Raw genomic sequence first — 18810 nt, forward strand, 5'->3', positions numbered from 1 at the left:
AGCCACCTCCCCCAGAGTAGGGATAGGGCATATGTAGTATCCCGAATTGTGGCCCAGGTGCCGAGCATCGTTTTTGCGTATGCCTATCCAGATACAGGCTTATTTTGCTTTTTCCGGGCATCCCGCTTGATAAGTAACACCCAAAGTGCAACAGTATTAGTAGAACGCCCTAACTGATACAGGCACCCTTAATGTTCATCCGCGCATACCTCCGAGCCTCCACTGAAGAACAAGACGCCGGCCGTGCCCGGGTTTCGCTCGAGCAGTTCGCCAGCGACCATAACAAGGTCATCGCCAGCGTCTACATGGAGAATGCCAGCGGCGCCACCGCCGACCGGCCAGAGTTGTTGCGCCTGCTGAAAGATGCGCGCAAGGGCGACGTCCTGCTGGTGGAATCGATAGACCGTCTCTCCCGCTTGCCGGTGGAGGACTGGCAAAAGCTCAAGGCTGCGATCGACTCCAAGGGGCTGCGCATCGTCGCGCTCGACCTTCCGACCAGCCACCAGGGAATGCAGGACACCAAGGGCGACGAGTTCACCGGCCGGATGCTCGGTGCAATCAACTCAATGCTCGTGGAAATGATGGCAGCTATCGCCCGCAAGGATTACGAGCAGCGCCGCGACCGGCAGGCCCAGGGCATCGAGAAGGCCAAGGCCGCCGGCAAGTATCAGGGGCGCCCGGTGGACGCCGATCTGCACAGGCGCGTGACCGAGCTGCTCGGTGCCGGCCTGGGCATTCGCGCGACCGCCAGGCACGCCAACTGCTCCACCACCACCGTGCTACGAATCAAAGATTTGGCGCGGCTTTAGATGCTGCAGTGAGCGCTGACTCGGCGTGTTTCAACGCTGCCTCACCAAACTCGCGTCCGCTTAGCAATTGATCAAGGGCCTTAAATAGTTCCCTATCAAACTGACCCCTTAGCCATTGAAGGCGTGAGTGTCTGAGCGCCCTAAACTCCTGCAATAAAGGGTCACCCAGCAGAGCGGCGACCATTCGCTGTATGTTTTCGTCCTCGTACCAAATGAGCTTTTCAGGATCATTTTTACCCTCTCTGAAGAGGTAAATTATGCGCGCCAGCATTCCGTGGAAGGTAGCGAATTGCGCCCATATGACCTCGCCCAAAAAAGGCCGATGATCCCGCACTTTAGCGAAGAATTTGGTGATGATTCCAAATTCAACCGCACGAAGCTCTGACCCTAGCGGGCCGCTGTAAGCTCCGAGTAGCTCAGATCTCGTTAGCACATCTGAAGTCACTATTGGCGCCGGCATCAGCGCCTGCCCCTCCAATACCGCAAGCCATAGAGCGTCCACCGCTTGTATTTTCCGACCAATCACTGCCTTTTGGACTTCGGAAAAGGAAGCTGAGGATATACGAAGCTTATCAGCTTGCCTGTCGACCTCAGACTTCAGCTCGGCAAGATTGGAATCACCTTCACGCTTCAATTCTGCCTTGAGAATCTCCAGCCGCTCGTCATATTCATGCTTGATGCTGGCTCTCAGCCGTTCTCCTATCCATGTCCGCAGCAGCCAACCAAGAACAGCAAGTAAAGCGGCGCTCACGCCCGCTGTGGCAAGGACGTTCAATGCGAAATTCGTCAGCGTATCCATACCTTTCCCTGATATCAGTTACAAAAAAACCCCATCAGGAAACCTGAACGGGGTTAATTATCCAAGGCCTTGCTGCCACCCTGCTGTCACGGGAGAATCAAGCATTCCTCAGAAAAGGCTGAAAGCCTTTAAATGTATGGTGTCCCAGGGCCGGTTCGAACGGCCAACCTTCCCCTTAGGAGGGGGATGCTCTATCCAATTGAGCTACTGGGACAAATGCCACGCTTACCCTGAAGGGCTAGCGACAGACGGCGTGCATCTTAACGGCCGAGGCTGGTTTTGTCATGTCGTCCGTTGGCATTTCGACTGTAGGCCAATCCTTGCGCGTACGCTCATAGCCTCATCCAGCATGCCAAGACTTTCACCGCCATCGTGCAAATTGCACTGCGCCAATATGCCATCATTGCAAACTGCAACCCAGCGCCCTAAAAAAACAAACTTAACTCGTTGTTTTTATTGGAATAATAGATTGGCACGACATCTGCAAAGTCATAAGCACAAAACCAATCGTTCCAGGCACCGTGGAGACTATGATGATGAACAGCGCCCTTCTACTAGCACTGAACGCTGTGGCACTGGCTACGGTGGTGACGTTTCATTTTCAGCCGACCAATACTGAAGACGGCGCGCAAATCAGCCAAGCCATTCCCCACCATCTGCAACAGCGCCCTCAGTTGGCACTGATGACTGCAAACCCCCAGTCTCCCATCCGCCTGACCCAAGATACACAATCAGCGCCAGCGGCTGAGCATTGGGTTTTCTGAGAACACTATTCATGTCGAAATCTGCTTGGTTGTTTCTGTGCCTGACGCTCCTATCTGTTGCGCTAGGCCTGGGAGCTACATCACAACAAACTCAAACCATAGCCTTCGTCGCCAGCGCCGTGCTGGGCAGCCTACTGGTACTGACGCTCATCAAGGGTCGCCGAATCAAATTCGATCCGCTCCTGCGCTAACCCCCCTTCCCCATCTCCCTCCCCTACCTTATGTCGCCTGACACTCGTAAATAGGCGAACAGCTACTAACCTTAAGCTTGAGGGCAAAAGGCCATATCGCTATAGAACGGGCGCCCCTCAACCCAGATGCCGTGCAGGCTTGGACGAAGATTGACGAGCTTCGCTGCAGTCTCAGGATTTTTTCTAACCAGTCCGCAAAAACGCAAATCAGTACTGGCATAAAGCCTGTAGGCGGTTCAATATTTGTCACAGAATTGACGCCAATGAAATGTCAAATCTGAGGCATGATGCGGCCTCTTTGCAATTCGGGTTGAACTTTGGTCGTGAGCCTTGTCTTAACACTCATCTTGCGGCCAATTCCAGAAACCGCTCCCCTGAACTAACCGGTTAAATATATGCGCCCATTGAAACAGGCAATTTATTCCAGCCGTACGGCTGACAAATTCGTCGTACGTCTGCCAGACGGAATGCGGGAACGCATTGCCGAGGTGGCTCGCAATCATCACCGCAGCATGAACTCCGAAATCATCGCACGCCTGGAACAAAGCCTTATTCAGGAAGGTGCCTTGGGTGAAGAGTTGAGCATGCGCCTGGACAGCCCCGAGCTGTCACTGCACGAACGCGAACTGCTGCAGCGTTTTCGTCAGCTTTCCCACCGCCAGCAAAATGCTCTCGTCTCGCTTATCGCGCATGACGTGGAGGCGGCCGCAGAAGCCAATTGATTGACACCTGAAAGCCGAAGCCAGCCATGTGCTGGCTTTTTTTTGCCTGGAGTTTGGGAATAAGAAGCAAAGCGAGGGCAGGTTTGCCCCCGCTGGAAGGGTCAGAGCAGAAAGATCGTTGCCAGGCCCAGGAAGATGAAGAAACCACCACTGTCAGTCATGGCCGTGATCATCACACTGGCACCCATGGCGGGATCGCGACCTAGACGCGCCAAGGTCATCGGGATCAATACCCCCATCAAGGCCGCCAGCAACAGGTTAAGGGTCATGGCCGCAGTCATTACCACGCCCAGGGACCAACTGCCGTAGAGCAAGTAAGCCACCACGCCAATCACACCGCCCCACACCAATCCGTTTATGAGGCCTACCGCCAGCTCCTTGCGCAGCAACCGTGAGGAATTGGCGGTACTGACCTGGTCCAGCGCCATGGCGCGCACGATCATGGTGATGGTCTGGTTCCCGGAGTTACCGCCAATGCCCGCCACAATCGGCATCAACGCCGCCAAGGCCACCAGTTTCTCGATGGAGCCTTCAAACAACCCGATCACGCGAGATGCGATAAACGCGGTAATCAGATTGATAGCCAGCCAGGCCCAGCGGTTATGCAGTGAACGCCAGACCGACGCGAAAATATCTTCCTCTTCACGCAAACCTGCCATGTTGAGGACTTCGGTTTCACTTTCCTCACGAATCAAGTCGACAATTTCATCGATGGTCAGACGACCGATCAACTTGCCGTTCTTATCCACCACCGGAGCCGAGATCAAGTCGTAACGCTCGAATGCCTGGGCCGCGTCGTAGGCATCTTCGTCCGGATGGAAGCTCACGGTATCGCTGGCCATCAGGTCAGCAACTTTCTTCTCCGGATCATTGACCAGCAGGCGCTTGATCGGCAAAACGCCCTTGAGGATCCCCTCATAGTCGACCACAAACAGTTTGTCGGTGTGGCCGGGCAATTCTTTGAGACGGCGAAGGTAACGCAACACCACTTCCAAGCTGACGTCTTCGCGGATGGTGACCATCTCGAAGTCCATCAGTGCGCCGACCTGGTCCTCGTCGTACGACAGCGCGGAACGCACACGCTCACGCTGCTGCGTATCGAGCGCCTCCATCAGCTCATGGACAACATCACGGGGCAGCTCAGGGGCCAGGTCAGCCAGTTCGTCCGCGTCCATCTCCTTGGCGGCAGCCAGGAGCTCGTGGTCATCCATGTCGGCGATGAGCGTCTCACGCACCGAGTCCGACACTTCCAGCAGGATGTCACCGTCGCGATCAGCCTTGACTAACTGCCACAGGGTCAGTCGGTCATCCAGCGGCAAAGCTTCAAGAATATAGGCGACGTCGGCGGAGTGCAGGTCATCGAGCTTGCGTTGCAACTCGACGAGGTTTTGCCGGTGAACCAGGTTTTCGACGCGGTCGTGGTTCGGACCTTCCTGGCGGTGCGTGAGGTCTTCGACCACGCGCTGGCGCTGCAGCAGCTCGATAACTTGAGCCAGACGATCCTGCAGGCTTTCTTGTGTTTTCTTTACTTCTACTTCGGTCATAGGCGAACTCCACTCCCAGCAGCGGGGCACGCCGGAAGGATCAATCAGTCAATTCATGATTGGTAAAACGGGGTACTGAGTAACTACTGGGTAAGTCCATGGAGGTATTCCACAAGCCCCGGCGGGGCTGACGGGCGCATGATACACCGCCCGGACGTTTTAAACGTTAAAAAACTGGAAAGAACAAGCGCTTGCACGCCAAAGCTCAGTATTGGCTGCATCTATGAACTGCGACGACGCAGGCGCGGGGGAAAACACATGAGGAGGGGAGAAAAAGGAGAACGCCAGATAAAACCTACACAAACCCCAGACGGCAAAAAGCCCGCACTAGGCGGGCTTTTTGTTTGTATGGTGCACTCGACAGGATTCGAACCTGTGACCGCTCGGTTCGTAGCCGAGTACTCTATCCAGCTGAGCTACGAGTGCAGATTGTGTTTTTAGACCAGATCACAACTGGTTGAAGCCAAGCTACCTGCATCGCTGCAACTAACTCTTAAATGGTGCACTCGACAGGATTCGAACCTGTGACCGCTCGGTTCGTAGCCGAGTACTCTATCCAGCTGAGCTACGAGTGCATTTGTTGCCGCGCATTATAGGCCGTTCAATCTCTATGTAAAGCTATTTTTTCGAGTATTTTCAACAACTTACCGAAAAAACCAGATTGCAACGTACTAAGCAAATAATGGCGGAGAACGGGGGATTCGAACCCCCGACACCCTTTTGAGGTGTACTCCCTTAGCAGGGGAGCGCCTTCGGCCACTCGGCCAGCTCTCCGCAACACGGGGCGTATATTAACCACGTTCCTCCCCGTTTGCAAACATAAAAAACGATAAAAATTAAAGGCTTGGTTCTTCGTCCTTCTCTTTCTTGATCCGCAGGTAGATTTCCTCGCGGTGGACCGCCACCTCTTTCGGAGCATTAACCCCAATACGTACTTGATTGCCTTTGACGCCGAGCACGGTCACGGTGATTTCGCCATCACCGATAATCAGGCTTTCTGCGCAACGACGAGTCAGAATCAGCATACCTTTCACCTCACGCATTTCAGTTCAGGAACAACAGTCTGCAAAAAAAAAGCATTCAACCTACAACCAAAAGGTCGTAGCCCTACTCGCTAAGTATTGTCGAGCCCATGCAAAAGACCATGTACCCCACAAAAAAATGAAAGGCGCGGTAAACCGCGCCTTCCTGGCAACGCATCACTCGCCCTGTCGGGCCGGAGCATCCAGCTCAAAAGCGGTATGCAGCGCGCGTACAGCCAGTTCCAGGTACTTCTCTTCGAGCACTACCGAGACTTTGATTTCCGAGGTGGAAATCATCTGGATGTTGATACCTTCCTTGGCAAGGGCCCCAAACATACGGCTGGCAACGCCAGCATGGGAACGCATGCCCACCCCTACGATCGACACCTTGGCAATCTTGGTATCGCCGACCACTTCGCGGGCGCCAATCTCGCTCGCCGTGTTCTGCAGGATTTTCAATGCGGCATCGTATTCGTTGCGGTGCACAGTGAAGGTGAAATCGGTGGTGTTATCGTGCGAAACGTTCTGCACGATCATGTCGACTTCAACATTCGCATCGCTGACAGGGCCCAGAATCTTGAAAGCCACGCCCGGGGTGTCTGGCACGCCACGGATCGTCAGCTTGGCTTCATCGCGATTGAAAGCGATGCCGGAAATGATCGGCTGTTCCATGGATTCCTCTTCATCAATAGTAATGAGGGTGCCCGGACCCTCCTTGAAGCTGTGCAATACGCGCAGCGGAACGTTGTACTTGCCGGCGAACTCCACCGCGCGAATCTGCAACACCTTGGAACCAAGGCTGGCCATTTCCAGCATTTCTTCAAAGGTGATCTTGTCCAGGCGCTGGGCCACTGGCACCACGCGTGGGTCAGTGGTGTAGACGCCATCCACATCGGTATAGATCTGGCATTCGTCAGCCTTGAGCGCTGCTGCCAGGGCCACACCGGTGGTGTCCGAACCGCCACGACCGAGCGTGGTGATGTTGCCGTGTTCATCCACGCCCTGGAAACCCGCTACAACTACCACGCGCCCTGCTTTCAGATCAGTACGAATTTTCTGATCATCAATTTGCAGGATCCGCGCCTTGGTATGTGCGCTGTCTGTAAGAATGCGCACCTGGCTACCCGTGTAGGACACCGCTGGCACGCCACGCTTGTTCAGCGCCATGGCCAACAGCGCAATGGTCACCTGCTCGCCCGTGGAGACGATCACATCCAGCTCACGCGGCAGCGGCTGTTGATCACCACTGATGGCCTTGGCCAGATCGATCAGGCGATTGGTCTCGCCACTCATGGCCGACAGCACCACTACCAGGTCATCACCGGCATCGCGGAACTTCTTAACCTTGTCGGCGACCTGCTCGATTCTTTCGACAGAACCGACCGAGGTGCCTCCAAATTTCTGTACGATCAAAGCCATTTCCAAGCCGCCTCAGCCCGTAAAGGGGCGCCTAATATCAATCCACCTGCACTGAACAAGCCCGTGACTAGACCACGGGCCAATTAACAGTGCCTTAAATACCTGCCTCGACAAATGGCACGGTCAAGGCCAGCGCCGCGTCCAGGGCTGCGGCATCGACACCACCGCCTTGCGCCATGTCCGGACGACCACCGCCCTTGCCGCCCACTGTCGCAGCGGCCTGCTTCATCAAATCACCGGCTTTGAGTTGGCCAGTCAGGTCCTTGGTTACACCAGCAACCAGAACGACCTTATCCTCATGGACACTGCCGAGCAGGATCACTGCGCGGCCGAGCTTGTTCTTCAACTGATCGACCAAGGCCAACAGCGCCTTGCCATCCTGGCCGTCCAGGCGCGCCGCCAGGACTTTTACGTCCTTGACGTCAACCGCCGCTGCCGACAGGTCATCACCCGCAGCGCTGGCCGCCTTGGCCTGCAACTGCTCCAGCTGTTTCTCCAGCGCACGGTTGCGCTCCAGCACGGCGGACAACTTGTCGATCAGGTTGTCGCGGCTGCCCTTGACCAGGCCGGCCGCTTCCTTGAGTTGTTCTTCGGCTGCATTGAGGTAAGCCAGGGCCGCAGCACCGGTCACCGCTTCAATACGACGCACACCCGAGGCCACACCGCCTTCGCTGATGATCTTCAGCAGGCCGATATCGCCGGTGCGGTTGGCGTGGATGCCACCACACAGCTCTACCGAAAAGCTGCCGCCCATGCTCAGTACCCGCACTTCGTCGCCGTACTTCTCGCCAAACAGCGCCATGGCGCCTTTGTTCCTGGCGGTCTCGATATCGGTTTCTTCGGTTTCAACCGGGGTGTTCTTGCGAATCTCGGCGTTGACGATGTCTTCCAGGGCCTTGATCTGCTCAGGCTTGATCGCTTCAAAGTGGCTGAAGTCAAAACGCAGGCGCTGGCTGTCCACCAACGAACCTTTTTGCTGCACGTGCTCGCCCAGTACCTGGCGCAGCGCGGCATGCAGCAAGTGAGTGGCCGAGTGATTCAACGCAGTGGCATGCCGCACGTCGGCATCGACCTGGGTGTCTACCGGCGCGCCCACGGTCAAGTTGCCCAGCACCAGCACACCGTGATGCAGGAACGCGCCGCCGGTCTTGGTGGTGTCGCGCACGTCAAAACGACCGGATGTCGAGCTCAGGAAACCGCAATCGCCAATCTGGCCACCCGACTCGGCATAGAACGGCGTCTGGTCCAGCACCACAACCGCCTCTTCACCTTCGCTCAACACGTCGACCGACTTGCCTTCTTTATAGATAGCGACGATCTTGGCCGAGCCCGCAGTGGACTTGTAGCCGGTGAACTCGGTCGGTACGTCAACCTTGACCAGGGTGTTGTAGTCCAGGCCAAAGGAGCTGGCCGAACGTGCACGCACGCGCTGTGCTTCCATTTCACGCTCAAAACCTTCTTCGTCGACGGTCAGCTCGCGCTCGCGGGCGATGTCGGCAGTCAGGTCCATCGGGAAACCATAGGTGTCGTACAGCTTGAACACCACATCACCCGGCACCACGGAGCCTTTGAGCTCAGCCAGGTCCTGTTCGAGAATCTTCAGGCCGTGCTCCAGGGTCTTGGAGAACTGCTCTTCTTCAGCCTTGAGCACCCGCTCGATGTTGCTTTGCTGTTGCTTGAGTTCCGGGAAGGCATCGCCCATCTCGGCAACCAGTGCGGCCACGATCTTGTAGAAGAAGCTGCCGGTAGCGCCCAGCTTGTTACCGTGACGGCAGGCGCGACGGATGATGCGACGCAGCACATAGCCACGACCTTCGTTGGACGGCAGCACGCCATCGGCGATCAGGAAACCGCAGGAGCGGATGTGGTCCGACACCACCTTGAGCGAAGACTGGCCTTCATTGGCGCAACCAATGGCCGCCGCCGAAGCGCTCAGCAGATTGGTGAACAGGTCGATCTCGTAGTTGGAGTGAACGTGCTGCATCACCGCACTGATCCGCTCCAAGCCCATGCCGGTGTCCACCGACGGTGCCGGCAGCGGATGCAACACGCCGTCGGCGGTGCGGTTGAACTGCATGAACACGTTGTTCCAGATTTCGATGTAACGGTCGCCGTCTTCTTCTGGCGAGCCTGGCGGGCCACCCCAAATATCGTCGCCGTGATCGTAGAAAATCTCGGTGCACGGGCCGCACGGGCCGGTATCGCCCATGGTCCAGAAGTTATCGGACGCGTAAGGCGCACCTTTGTTGTCGCCGATACGGATCATGCGCTCGGCAGGCACACCGATTTGCTGGGTCCAGATGTCATACGCTTCGTCGTCCGTCGCGTACACGGTGACCCAGAGTTTTTCCTTGGGCAGCTTCAGCACGCCGGTGAGGAAGGTCCAGGCGAAGGTGATCGCGTCTTTCTTGAAATAGTCGCCGAAGCTGAAGTTACCCAGCATCTCGAAAAAGGTGTGGTGACGGGCGGTATAGCCGACGTTTTCCAGGTCGCTGTTCTTGCCGCCGGCGCGTACGCACTTCTGGCTGCTGGTGGCGCGGGTGTAGGCGCGCTTTTCCTGGCCCAGGAAGCAGTCCTTGAACTGGTTCATCCCCGCGTTAGTGAACAGCAGGGTTGGGTCATTGCCTGGGATCAAGGAGCTGGAGGCTACACGGGTGTGACCTTGCTCTTCGAAGAAGCGAAGGAAGGCTTCACGGATTTCTGCGCTTTTCATTAGGTTCTTCCACGGAGGCTGCGGCCAAAGGCCAGTGCGCAACATCATCAGACGGAGCGACGGCAAAGGGCCGCATTATATCGGCCCTTTGCCGGTGGTACAGCGTGTTTATGTGATAGAAACAGTCAATTAGACGGCCTGCACTGTCATTTCTGCGAAAACGCGACGAATGTCTGCACCACTTGCTCGATCTGCGCCCGGCTCACATCCAGATGGGTGACCATGCGCAGGCGCGGCGCGGCGCTCAACTTGACCCCACGCTCGGCAGCAAAAGCCTTCAGCGCCTGCGCCTGATCGCCTACCTGCACATACACCATATTGGTCTGCACCGGCTCGACGCTGTAGCCGGCCTTGCGTAACTCATCGCCCAGCCATTGGGCGTTGGCATGGTCGTCAGCCAGGCGCTGCACCTGATGATCCAGCGCATACAGCCCCGCTGCCGCCAGGGAGCCGGCCTGGCGCATGCCGCCGCCGACCATCTTGCGCAAGCGCCGAGCCTTGGCGATCAGCGCCGCCGAGCCACACAGCACCGAGCCGACCGGCGCGCCGAGGCCCTTGGACAGGCACACCGACACCGAATCGAAATGCTGGGCGATTTCTCGCGCATCCACGCCCAGCTTGACTGCCGCGTTGTAGAGGCGTGCGCCATCCAGGTGCAGGGCCAGGCCATGCTCGTGGGTAAATTCACGGGCCTTGGCCAGGTAATCCAGCGGCAGCACTTTGCCCTGCATGGTGTTTTCCAGCGCCAGCAGGCGTGTGCGGGCGAAGTGGAAGTCGTCGGGCTTGATGGCTTCAAGCACCTGGTTCAGATCAAGGGAGCCATCGGCTTGGACTTCCAAGGGCTGCGGCTGGATCGACCCCAGCACCGCCGCGCCGCCGCCTTCGTATTTGTAGGTGTGGGCCTGCTGGCCGACGATGTATTCCTCGCCGCGTTCACAGTGAGCCATCAACGCCAGCAGGTTGCTCATGGTGCCGGTGGGTACGAACAGCGCCGCGGCAAAGCCCAGGCGCTGGGCCAGTTCGGCCTCCAGGCGATTGACGCTGGGGTCTTCGCCGTAAACATCATCGCCACTGACGGCGCTGGCCATCGCGTCGAGCATGCCGGGGGTGGGTTGGGTCACGGTGTCGCTGCGCAGGTCGATCACGGTCATCAAGGGGGCCTCTAACGGAGTGGATAAGTCCTTTTGTGTGTGATTACTGCGGGCAACGCCGCGGAATATCAAGCCCCGATTGCATTCATTCGAATACCAACCAAACAAACCGATATAAGTTATCGAGACGGCAACCGTGCAGTTTTTGAAAAACCATGTTAAAAACTCTGCGCCGCCAGGGTTCTGGCGGCAACGTTCTCAGGGCGGGGTGCAATTCCCCACCGGCGGTAATTGCACGCAATGTGCATAGCCCGCGAGCGCTTGGCGCCTCGAACTGCTCAGGCAGGACGGCGACAAGGTCAGCAGACCCGGTGTGATCCCGGGGCCGACGGTCATAGTCCGGATGAAGAGAGAACGGGATTGGCACCTAAGGGCCGCGCGCCTGTTTGCGCATGCGTACCCTTAAATCCCATTCGATTCATAACGCCCTGTTTTTTTCTTAAACAGGAGTCAGAACATGCAACCCACCGCAATCGACAGCAAAAGCAAAAACCATCACGGCGAGCGCGTCGCGTTTATCCAGGCCTGCTGGCACAAGGATATTGTCGACCAATCGCGCAAAGGCTTCCTCGCCGAAATGATCGCCCAGGGTTATCAGGAATCGGACATCGACTTCTTCGAAGTCGGCGGCGCCTTTGAAATGCCCCTGCACGCCAAGCTGCTGGCCAAGACCGGCCGTTACGCCGGTATCGTCGCTGCCGCGCTGGTGGTGGACGGTGGCATCTACCGCCACGAATTCGTCGCGCAATCAGTGGTCAGCGGCCTGATGCAGGTGCAGCTGGAAACTGAAGTGCCGGTGTTCTCGGTGTCCCTGACGCCGCATCACTTCCATGCCGGCAGCGAGCACACCACGTTCTTCTACGAGCACTTCGTGCACAAGGGCCAGGAAGCGGCGCGCACCTGCGCCGATACGCTGCACAAGGTGCGCGCGATCCGTCGTAGCGAGCCGCGTGCGGTAGCGGTCTAAGCAAGACCTACTGATGGTTCCCACGCTCTGCGTGGGAAGCATCTTGTGACGCTCTGCGTCACGTTTGTGGACGCGTAGCGTCCAGGGCTGCATTCCCACGCAGAGCGTGGGAACGATCAACGATCAATCTGCCTCGGCTCTCAGGCCAGGCCGGCATCCGTGGTGGGCACGATCAATATCCCGGCGCGCAAGCCGTTCTTCACCTTAGGGTTGGGGAAGATGATGCGGGCGCCCTCCTCCTCGATCACCCAGCGGGTCTTGGCCACGTCTTCGGCCAGCAGGTAGCCCTTTTCCAATTCCGAAAAGTTTTCCACATCTGCGGGCAGGTGCATGAGGAAGGCGTCGCTGTGCTTGATCACTTCTCGCGCAACGGCGAAGAGTTGCAGGCCGTCGAGGCTATCGGTCTCAGGCTCGTTGCCCTCAATGATCTGCTTCAAGCGCGCTTCCAGGCGCGACACGTCCACACCGTCGTTCTGCCCGAACGGCCGCGCCTTGCCCAACTCCAGGGTGAACGCCTCGGCGCCGAGTTGCTCGTAGGTAAACGCGGTGAAGGTAATCGAGGTCTTGTTCTGCAACAGCACCGCCTGCATGCCAGCAGCGTTCAGGCGCTCCAGCTCACGGCGCGAGTGCTGTCGGTCTTCCTTCCACGGGTACAACGCGAACTGCTCGATTTTCGAACCACGAATCGCGGTATGCAGGTCGTAATGCAGGCGCGAGCGGCCAGGCTGGCTGAAAAAGCTGCGGGCCAATTGCTCAAGCTCGGCGGCGCGCATGGCTTCGGGGCCGATGTTTTGTTCATGACGGCCGTTGAACAGCCGGTTGACGTCCAGTTCGAGGTAACGCTCACCGCGGCGCATGGCCTCGGTATTCCCGAACAGGAACAGAATACGGGTGCGGGGTTTGATCTCCCCGCGGGCAATGCCATGCAACAGGCGGTCGAGCAGTTCGATCGGCGCGGTTTCGTTGCCATGGATGCCGGACGACAACAGCAGGTCGCTGCCGTTGTCCAAAGCTTCAGGAGGACGCACTTCAAGCGCGCCTTCGCTGAGCCAGCGCATCTGCACGCCGTCGACAGTCAGTTGAATTTTTTGCGCCGGTTCACGACCGGCGAGGGTCAGTTCAAGCAGTTTGCCGAGGGCGAGCATAAGCAGCTTCCTTAGTGGTTGCAGCCTGGGCCGTGGACGTGATCGTCGTCGTCACCTTCAACGTCGGCCGGTTCCATTTCCAGTTGCAGGCTCATCAGGTTGGTGGCCAATGGGCGCATCAACAGGTTGGCGTACTCGGCGTCGCCTTCTTCTACGTCCACGCCAATCAGCAGTTGGCCGCGGCCATCGTGCTGGATCCAGATCTCCTTGCCCTGCCAGACCACGGCGACGCGGGTGCAGGAGGTTTCCAGCTGGGTGCCGTCAGTGTCTTCAAGGATGAGTTTCAGGGTGTCGGTCATAAATAAAATATCTCAGCCGTGTGGCATTAATTGATCTGGAAAGGATAAACCGAGCCCAGTTTAAGGATTTGCGTCAGTTCATCCAGTGCCGTCCGGCACTCAAGCAGTAACTGCGGGTCAGCCAGGTCGGTTTCGCGCAGGCTGTCACGGTAGTGCTTGCCCACCCATTGGGTCAGGGTTTCGTACAACGGCGCGGTCATGATAACCCCTGGGTTCACGGCCGCCAGCTCGGTTTCGTTCAACGCCACACGCAGGCGCAGGCACGCCGGCCCACCGCCATTCTGCATGCTTTGCTTGAGGTCGAAGACCTTGACCTCGCGAATCAGCCCGCCGGAAGCGGTCAGGCCTTGCAGGTACTGCCACACGCGCTCATTGGCGCGGCACTCTTCCGGCACGATCAGCAGCATCGAGCCGTCAGGACGAGTCAGCAACTGGCTGTTGAACAGGTAGGAACGCACCGCGTCCTCGACACTGACCAACGCGCGAGGCACACACACCGACTGGAAGTTGCCGCCCAACTTGCCCAACTTGCCGTGCAGCTCGGCAAGCATCTGTTCGGTATTGAGGAACGCATCCTCGTGATAGAACAGCACTTCGCCGTTGCCCACTGCGATCACATCGTTGTGGAACACACCCGCGTCGATCACCGCCGGGTTCTGCTGGGCGTAGACGACACCGTGCTCCTTCAAGCCATGCAGGCGCGCAACGGCCTGGGAGGCTTCGAGGGTCTGGCGCGCCGGGTACTTCTGCGGGGCCGGGTAACGGGGGTCGAAAGCACTGCGGCCGAACACGAAAAACTCGACGCCCGCCTCACCGTATTCACGGCAGAAACGCGTGTGGTTGGCCGCGCCTTCATCGCCAAACTGTGCCACGGCCGGCAAGGCGGCGTGGTGAGCGAAGTGCTTGCCATCGGCGAACATCGCCCCCAGCACGCGGCTGGTGGTGGGGTGTTCGATGCTGCGGTGGTATTTGCAATTGAGGTTGGCGGCAGTGAAATGCACGCGGCCGTCTGCGGTGTCGGCGCTTGGGCTGACGGTGGCGGCGTTGGCTACCCACATGCTGGAAGCCGAGCAGCTCGCTACCAGCAACGGCATGGCCTGCCTGGCAGCCTGCTCAATCACCTGGGCGTCGGTGCCGCTGAAACCCAAGCTGCGCAAGGCGGTCACATCCGGGCGTTCCTGGGGCGCCAACACACCTTGCACAAAGCCCATGTCCATCAAGGCTTTCATTTTCTGCAGGCCCTGCAACGCCGCTTCCTTCGGGTTGGAAGACTGCTGGCTGTTGCTTTGGGACGCGACGTTGCCGAAGGACAAACCGCCGTAGTTATGGGTCGGCCCCACTAGACCGTCAAAATTGACTTCACAGGATTTCATCGGCGAGGCTCCACGAACATCTGTTTTTATAGGCATCAAATCACTTGAATACACCACAGATCCATTGTGGGAGCGGGCTTGCTCGCGAAAGCGGTGGTTCAGTCACTTCAAATGTTGAATGAAACACCGCATTCGCGAGCAAGCCCGCTCCCACATTTAGATCAGCGTTATACCTGGCGTGAGCGTTGCCGGGACTATCAGGCTTGGCGTTTCCAACGACGCCACCGGGTACGCGCAATAATCCGCCGCGTAATAGGCGCTGGCGCGATGATTGCCCGACGCCCCGACACCACCGAACGGCGCGGTACTGGCGGCGCCGGTCAACTGTTTGTTCCAGTTGACGATACCGGCGCGGCTTTCCAGCCAGAACTGCTGGTAACGCGCTTCGGAATCCGACAACAGGCCAGCGGCCAGACCGTATTGGGTGTTGTTGGCCTCAGCGATGGCACCGGCAAAATCCGCGTAGCGGATCACCTGCAGCAGCGGGCCAAACAGCTCTTCGTCTTCACGTTCCATCACAGCGGTCACGTCGATGATGCCAGGGGTCAGCAACGCGGCCTGAGCCTGAGGCTGGGTCATCTCCAGCAGCGCCACGGCGCCATTGGCCAACATCAGTTCCTGGGCTTGCATCAGCGCTTTGGCCGCAGCAAGGGAGATCACCGAGCCCATGAACGGCGCCGGTTGCTGGTCGAAAGCACCTACTTCAATGCTCGCACTCACCGCCACCAGGCGCGCCAGCAAGGCATCGCCCCAGGCACCTTCAGGCACCAGCAAGCGGCGAGCACAAGTGCAACGCTGGCCTGCCGAGATAAACGCTGACTGGATGATGGTGTACACCGCCGCATCCACGTCGGCGACTTCGTCCACGACCAGCGGGTTATTACCGCCCATTTCCAGGGCCAGGATCTTGTCCGGGCGCCCTGAAAATTGCTGGTGCAAGTGGTTGCCGGTGCGGCTGGAACCGGTGAAGAACAGGCCGTCGATGCCTGGGTTGGCCGCCAGGGCGATGCCGGTTTCCCGCGCGCCTTGCAGCAGGTTCAGCACGCCCGCCGGCAAACCGGCTTCGATCCAGCACTGTACGGTCAGCTCGGCGACCTTGGGGGTCAGCTCGCTCGGCTTGAACAGCACGGTATTACCCGCCAGCAACGCCGGAACGATGTGCCCATTGGGCAAGTGCCCAGGGAAATTGTAAGGGCCGAACACCGCCACCACACCGTGGGGTTTGTGGCGCAACACAGCGGTGGCGTCGCCCAGGGGGCCGCTCTTCTCGCCGGTACGTTCGCGGTAGCTTTGCACCGAGATCGCGATCTTATTGGCCATGCTGGTGACTTCAGTGGCCGACTCCCACAGGGGCTTGCCGGTTTCTTCGCCAATGCAGCGGGCGATTTCATCGGCACGGCTTTTAAGCGCGGCGGCGAAGGTTTCCAGCACGCTGATGCGTTCTTCTAGCGGGCGCTTGGCCCACGCCGGGAATGCCTGGCGCGCAGCCTGCACGGCGGATTCGACCTGTTCGGCGCTGGCGCCATTGCCGGCCCACAGCACTTGCTGGGTCACCGGGTTGCGCGATTCAAACAGTTCACCCTGGCCGGCCAGCCAGCTACCTGCGATATACAGCGAATTCATTATTTCGACTCCCGAGCAGCAGACAACGCAACAGCACGCACTTGATCACCCACCACCAATTGCAGGCGCTTGGCGGTCTGCGGATCGACCACCAGAGTGCCTGCCGCCAGTCGGGCCGGAGCGGCGGTGATACGGCACTCCTCGCGCTTGCGGTTATGAATCAGGAACGGCGTGGCGTCGTCCCCCGGTGTGCCGATGGCCAACACCAGTGACTGGCTGTCGCGCACCGCACGGATCTTGCTGGTTTCACATTCCACCGCAGGGCCTGCGTCGAAAATATCCACATAGCCCTGGTAGCTGAAGCCTTCACTCTTGAGCATGCTCAGGGCCGGCTCGGTGTCCGGGTGGACCTTGCCGATCACATTGCGTGCGTCTTCGGAGAGAAAGCAGCTATACAGCGGAAACTTGGGCATCAGCTCAGCGATAAACGCCTTGTTGCCCACGCCCGTGAGGTAGTCGGCCTGGCTGAACTCCATCTTGAAGAAGTGCCGGCCCAGGCTTTCCCAGAACGGCGAACGCCCGGCGTCGTTGGACACACCGCGCATCTCGGCAATGATCTTGTTGCCGAACAGTTGCGGGAACTCGGCGATAAACAACATGCGCGCCTTGGCCAACATGCGACCGTTAAGGCCGTTGCGGTAATCGGCGTGGAGGAACAACGAGCACAATTCGGAATTACCAGTGAGGTCGTTAGCCAGGAACAGCGTCGGAATCTCACGGTAGATATTCAGTTCCTGGGAAGCGCTGACGGTCAGCCCAACCCGGAAGTTGTACCACGGCTCGCGCAGGCCAACGGCGCCAGCGATGGCGGAGATTCCCACCACGCGGCCTTCGTCGTTTTCCAGCACGAACAGGTAGTCGGCATCGCCGCGCCCGGCTTCGCCGCGAAAGGTTTTTTCCGCCCAGCCAACCCGGTGGGTCAGGCGCTCTTCGTTGGCCGGCAAGGTGGTGAGGCCGGTGCCGGTGCTGCGCGCCAGATCAATCAAGGCCGGTAAATCGCTGCTGCGTACGGGACGAACGATCATGCTATCTCCTCGAACGGGCCGCTGTTGTCAGCCACCCGCGAAACTCTGTTTTTATACCGCAACCAAACGCACGCTCGCGCCTTCGCCAACGCCCAGGGCTTCGGCGGCCGCCAGGTCCAGGGTCACTGGCTTGCCGGGCGCGTAGTCCAGCTCCAGCATCACCGCACGGTAATCCTGCAACTGCGCGTTGCTCACCAGGTACTGACGACCGACGCCCTTGACCATCTCGCCGATCTTCACCGGCACCACGCGGCTCTGGGCAATCGAGCGAATGCCCGACACCCGTGCGTGCAGCGTCGGGCCACCGTCGAAGATGTCGATGTAATGGTCAGTCTCAAAGCCTTCACGCATCAGGATGTCGAAGGTGATTTGCGCACGCGGGTGCACCTGGCCCATGGCCTCTTGCGCTTCGTCCGGCAACAGCGGCACGTAGATCGGATAGTGCGGCATCAGCTCAGCGAGGAAGGTACGGCTTTTCAGCCCACACAGGCGCTCGGCAGCGGCGTAGTTGAGGTCGAAAAAGTTGCGACCGATGGCATCCCAGAACGGCGAGTCACCGTTCTCGTCGCTGTAGCCGACAATCTCGGTCACCACCGAGTCGGCAAAGCGCTCGGGATGGCTGGCAACAAACAGCAGGCGGCCACGGGAATTGAGTTCGGACCACGGCGAACCGACCAGCTCAGGCACCACATAGAAGCTGGTGAGCAGGCTGTTGCCGGTAAGGTCGTGGCACTGGGAAAGCACGTGGATCTTGTTGTGGATCTTCAGCTCGCGGGAGGCGTGCACGAAGGTTTCGTTACGAAAGCTATAGAACGGCTCGGAGTAACCGGCCGAGGCGACGATGGCCGAGCAGCCGGCGAGCTTGCCGGTCTCGGTGTCTTCCAGCACGAAGAAGTAGCTCTCTTCGCCGTTGAAACTCACCTCGGCGGCGAAGGACGCTTCACTGGCCGCGATCTTGTCGCTCAGGCGTTCCACATCATCCGGCAAGGAGGTGACACCAATCGGGCTGTCCGCAGCCAGACGCTGTACCTCGCCCAGATCAGCCATTTGCGCGGGGCGCATCACCAGCATGGTGTCACTCCTTAACTCGAAAACTCACAGAGGAAAAAATACCGGACACGGGCCCCGGATACACATCGGTCTCAATGTGTAAGCAGATCCATGTGGGAGCTGGCTTGCCTGCGATACAGACAACTCGGTCTATCAACGGCACCGAGGTGATGCTATCGCAGGCAAGCCAGCTC

General features: G+C 58.6%; 17 protein-coding genes, 4 tRNA genes and 1 riboswitch. Of the genes, 5 read left to right on the forward strand and 16 right to left on the reverse strand.

The window, feature by feature from the left end; genetic code table 11:
* Positions 1–191: 191 nt before the first annotated feature.
* On the forward strand, positions 192–809 hold the full coding sequence (locus V8689_RS21765; protein WP_434520628.1) for a recombinase family protein: 618 nt from the start codon (positions 192–194) through the stop codon (positions 807–809).
* On the opposite strand, the gene V8689_RS21770 is transcribed toward V8689_RS21765, so the two are convergent.
* Complete coding sequence (locus V8689_RS21770) at positions 787–1608, reverse strand: hypothetical protein (RefSeq protein WP_434520629.1); 822 nt, start codon at positions 1606–1608, stop codon at positions 787–789. The two genes, V8689_RS21765 and V8689_RS21770, sit on opposite strands and share 23 nt — an antisense overlap.
* 137 nt (positions 1609–1745) lie before the next feature.
* Positions 1746–1822: transfer RNA gene (locus tag V8689_RS21775), tRNA-Arg, on the reverse strand.
* 322 nt (positions 1823–2144) lie between these two features.
* On the opposite strand from V8689_RS21775, the gene V8689_RS21780 reads away from it, so the two are divergent.
* The 3 genes from V8689_RS21780 (at position 2145) to V8689_RS21790 (ending at position 3285) form a co-directional block, all read left to right on the forward strand.
* Positions 2145–2372, forward strand: coding sequence for a hypothetical protein (locus V8689_RS21780; protein WP_056787798.1), 228 nt, complete (start codon positions 2145–2147; stop codon positions 2370–2372).
* Between the two features lie 11 nt (positions 2373–2383).
* On the forward strand, positions 2384–2563 hold the full coding sequence (locus V8689_RS21785) for a PA3371 family protein (RefSeq protein WP_081089417.1): 180 nt from the start codon (positions 2384–2386) through the stop codon (positions 2561–2563).
* A 395-nt stretch (positions 2564–2958) separates the two neighbouring features.
* Positions 2959–3285, forward strand: a complete 327-nt coding sequence (locus V8689_RS21790; RefSeq protein ID WP_003193592.1) for an Arc family DNA-binding protein — start codon at positions 2959–2961, stop codon at positions 3283–3285.
* 101 nt (positions 3286–3386) lie between these two features.
* Here the strand turns inward: V8689_RS21790 and mgtE are convergent, their stop codons facing one another.
* The 8 genes from mgtE to ltaE all read right to left on the reverse strand — a co-directional run bounded on the left by mgtE (position 3387) and on the right by ltaE (position 11134).
* Positions 3387–4829 (reverse strand): magnesium transporter, encoded by a 1443-nt coding sequence (mgtE, locus tag V8689_RS21795; protein WP_003193593.1) that lies wholly within the window; start codon positions 4827–4829, stop codon positions 3387–3389.
* Between the two features lie 349 nt (positions 4830–5178).
* Positions 5179–5255 (reverse strand) — tRNA-Arg (locus V8689_RS21800).
* A 72-nt stretch (positions 5256–5327) separates the two neighbouring features.
* Positions 5328–5404, reverse strand: a tRNA-Arg gene (locus V8689_RS21805).
* A 108-nt stretch (positions 5405–5512) separates the two neighbouring features.
* Positions 5513–5603: transfer RNA gene (locus V8689_RS21810), tRNA-Ser, on the reverse strand.
* A gap of 62 nt (positions 5604–5665) precedes the next feature.
* Entirely contained in the window at positions 5666–5854 is a 189-nt protein-coding gene (csrA, locus tag V8689_RS21815) for a carbon storage regulator CsrA (protein ID WP_003175645.1), read from the reverse strand.
* A gap of 174 nt (positions 5855–6028) precedes the next feature.
* Positions 6029–7270: an aspartate kinase gene (locus tag V8689_RS21820; RefSeq protein WP_003193595.1), complete on the reverse strand. Its 1242-nt coding sequence runs from the start codon at positions 7268–7270 to the stop codon at positions 6029–6031.
* Between the two features lie 94 nt (positions 7271–7364).
* Positions 7365–9983 (reverse strand): alanine--tRNA ligase, encoded by a 2619-nt coding sequence (gene alaS, locus V8689_RS21825; RefSeq protein WP_056787739.1) that lies wholly within the window; start codon positions 9981–9983, stop codon positions 7365–7367.
* 146 nt (positions 9984–10129) lie between these two features.
* A complete protein-coding gene (gene ltaE, locus V8689_RS21830; protein ID WP_056787737.1) occupies positions 10130–11134 on the reverse strand; it encodes a low-specificity L-threonine aldolase in 1005 nt (334 codons plus the stop codon).
* A gap of 190 nt (positions 11135–11324) precedes the next feature.
* Positions 11325–11494: riboswitch (FMN riboswitch) on the forward strand.
* A gap of 97 nt (positions 11495–11591) precedes the next feature.
* On the opposite strand from ltaE, the gene V8689_RS21835 reads away from it, so the two are divergent.
* Positions 11592–12101: a 6,7-dimethyl-8-ribityllumazine synthase gene (locus tag V8689_RS21835; RefSeq protein ID WP_003193604.1), complete on the forward strand. Its 510-nt coding sequence runs from the start codon at positions 11592–11594 to the stop codon at positions 12099–12101.
* A gap of 140 nt (positions 12102–12241) precedes the next feature.
* Here V8689_RS21835 and astE read toward each other — a convergent pair whose 3' ends face one another.
* The 6 genes from astE to aruF form a co-directional block, all read right to left on the reverse strand.
* Positions 12242–13246, reverse strand: a complete 1005-nt coding sequence (gene astE, locus V8689_RS21840; RefSeq protein ID WP_044267671.1) for a succinylglutamate desuccinylase — start codon at positions 13244–13246, stop codon at positions 12242–12244.
* Between the two features lie 11 nt (positions 13247–13257).
* Positions 13258–13545, reverse strand: a complete 288-nt coding sequence (locus V8689_RS21845; protein ID WP_003175651.1) for a hypothetical protein — start codon at positions 13543–13545, stop codon at positions 13258–13260.
* A gap of 26 nt (positions 13546–13571) precedes the next feature.
* Positions 13572–14918, reverse strand: coding sequence for an N-succinylarginine dihydrolase (astB, locus tag V8689_RS21850; RefSeq protein ID WP_056787733.1), 1347 nt, complete (start codon positions 14916–14918; stop codon positions 13572–13574).
* Positions 14919–15074: 156 nt separating this feature from the next.
* The gene (astD, locus tag V8689_RS21855; protein WP_162259484.1) at positions 15075–16544 is read right to left on the reverse strand and encodes a succinylglutamate-semialdehyde dehydrogenase; all 1470 of its coding nucleotides are present in this window, start codon (positions 16542–16544) and stop codon (positions 15075–15077) included.
* Positions 16541–17566 (reverse strand): arginine N-succinyltransferase, encoded by a 1026-nt coding sequence (gene astA, locus V8689_RS21860; protein WP_003193612.1) that lies wholly within the window; start codon positions 17564–17566, stop codon positions 16541–16543. The genes astD and astA overlap by 4 nt, the downstream gene beginning before the upstream one ends.
* Before the next feature lie 51 nt (positions 17567–17617).
* Complete coding sequence (aruF, locus tag V8689_RS21865) at positions 17618–18637, reverse strand: arginine/ornithine succinyltransferase subunit alpha (RefSeq protein WP_003175655.1); 1020 nt, start codon at positions 18635–18637, stop codon at positions 17618–17620.
* Positions 18638–18810 lie beyond the last annotated feature (173 nt).

The organism is Pseudomonas sp. AK181, from assembly GCF_051122975.1.
GTDB classification, from domain to species: Bacteria; Pseudomonadota; Gammaproteobacteria; order Pseudomonadales; family Pseudomonadaceae; genus Aquipseudomonas; species Aquipseudomonas lactis.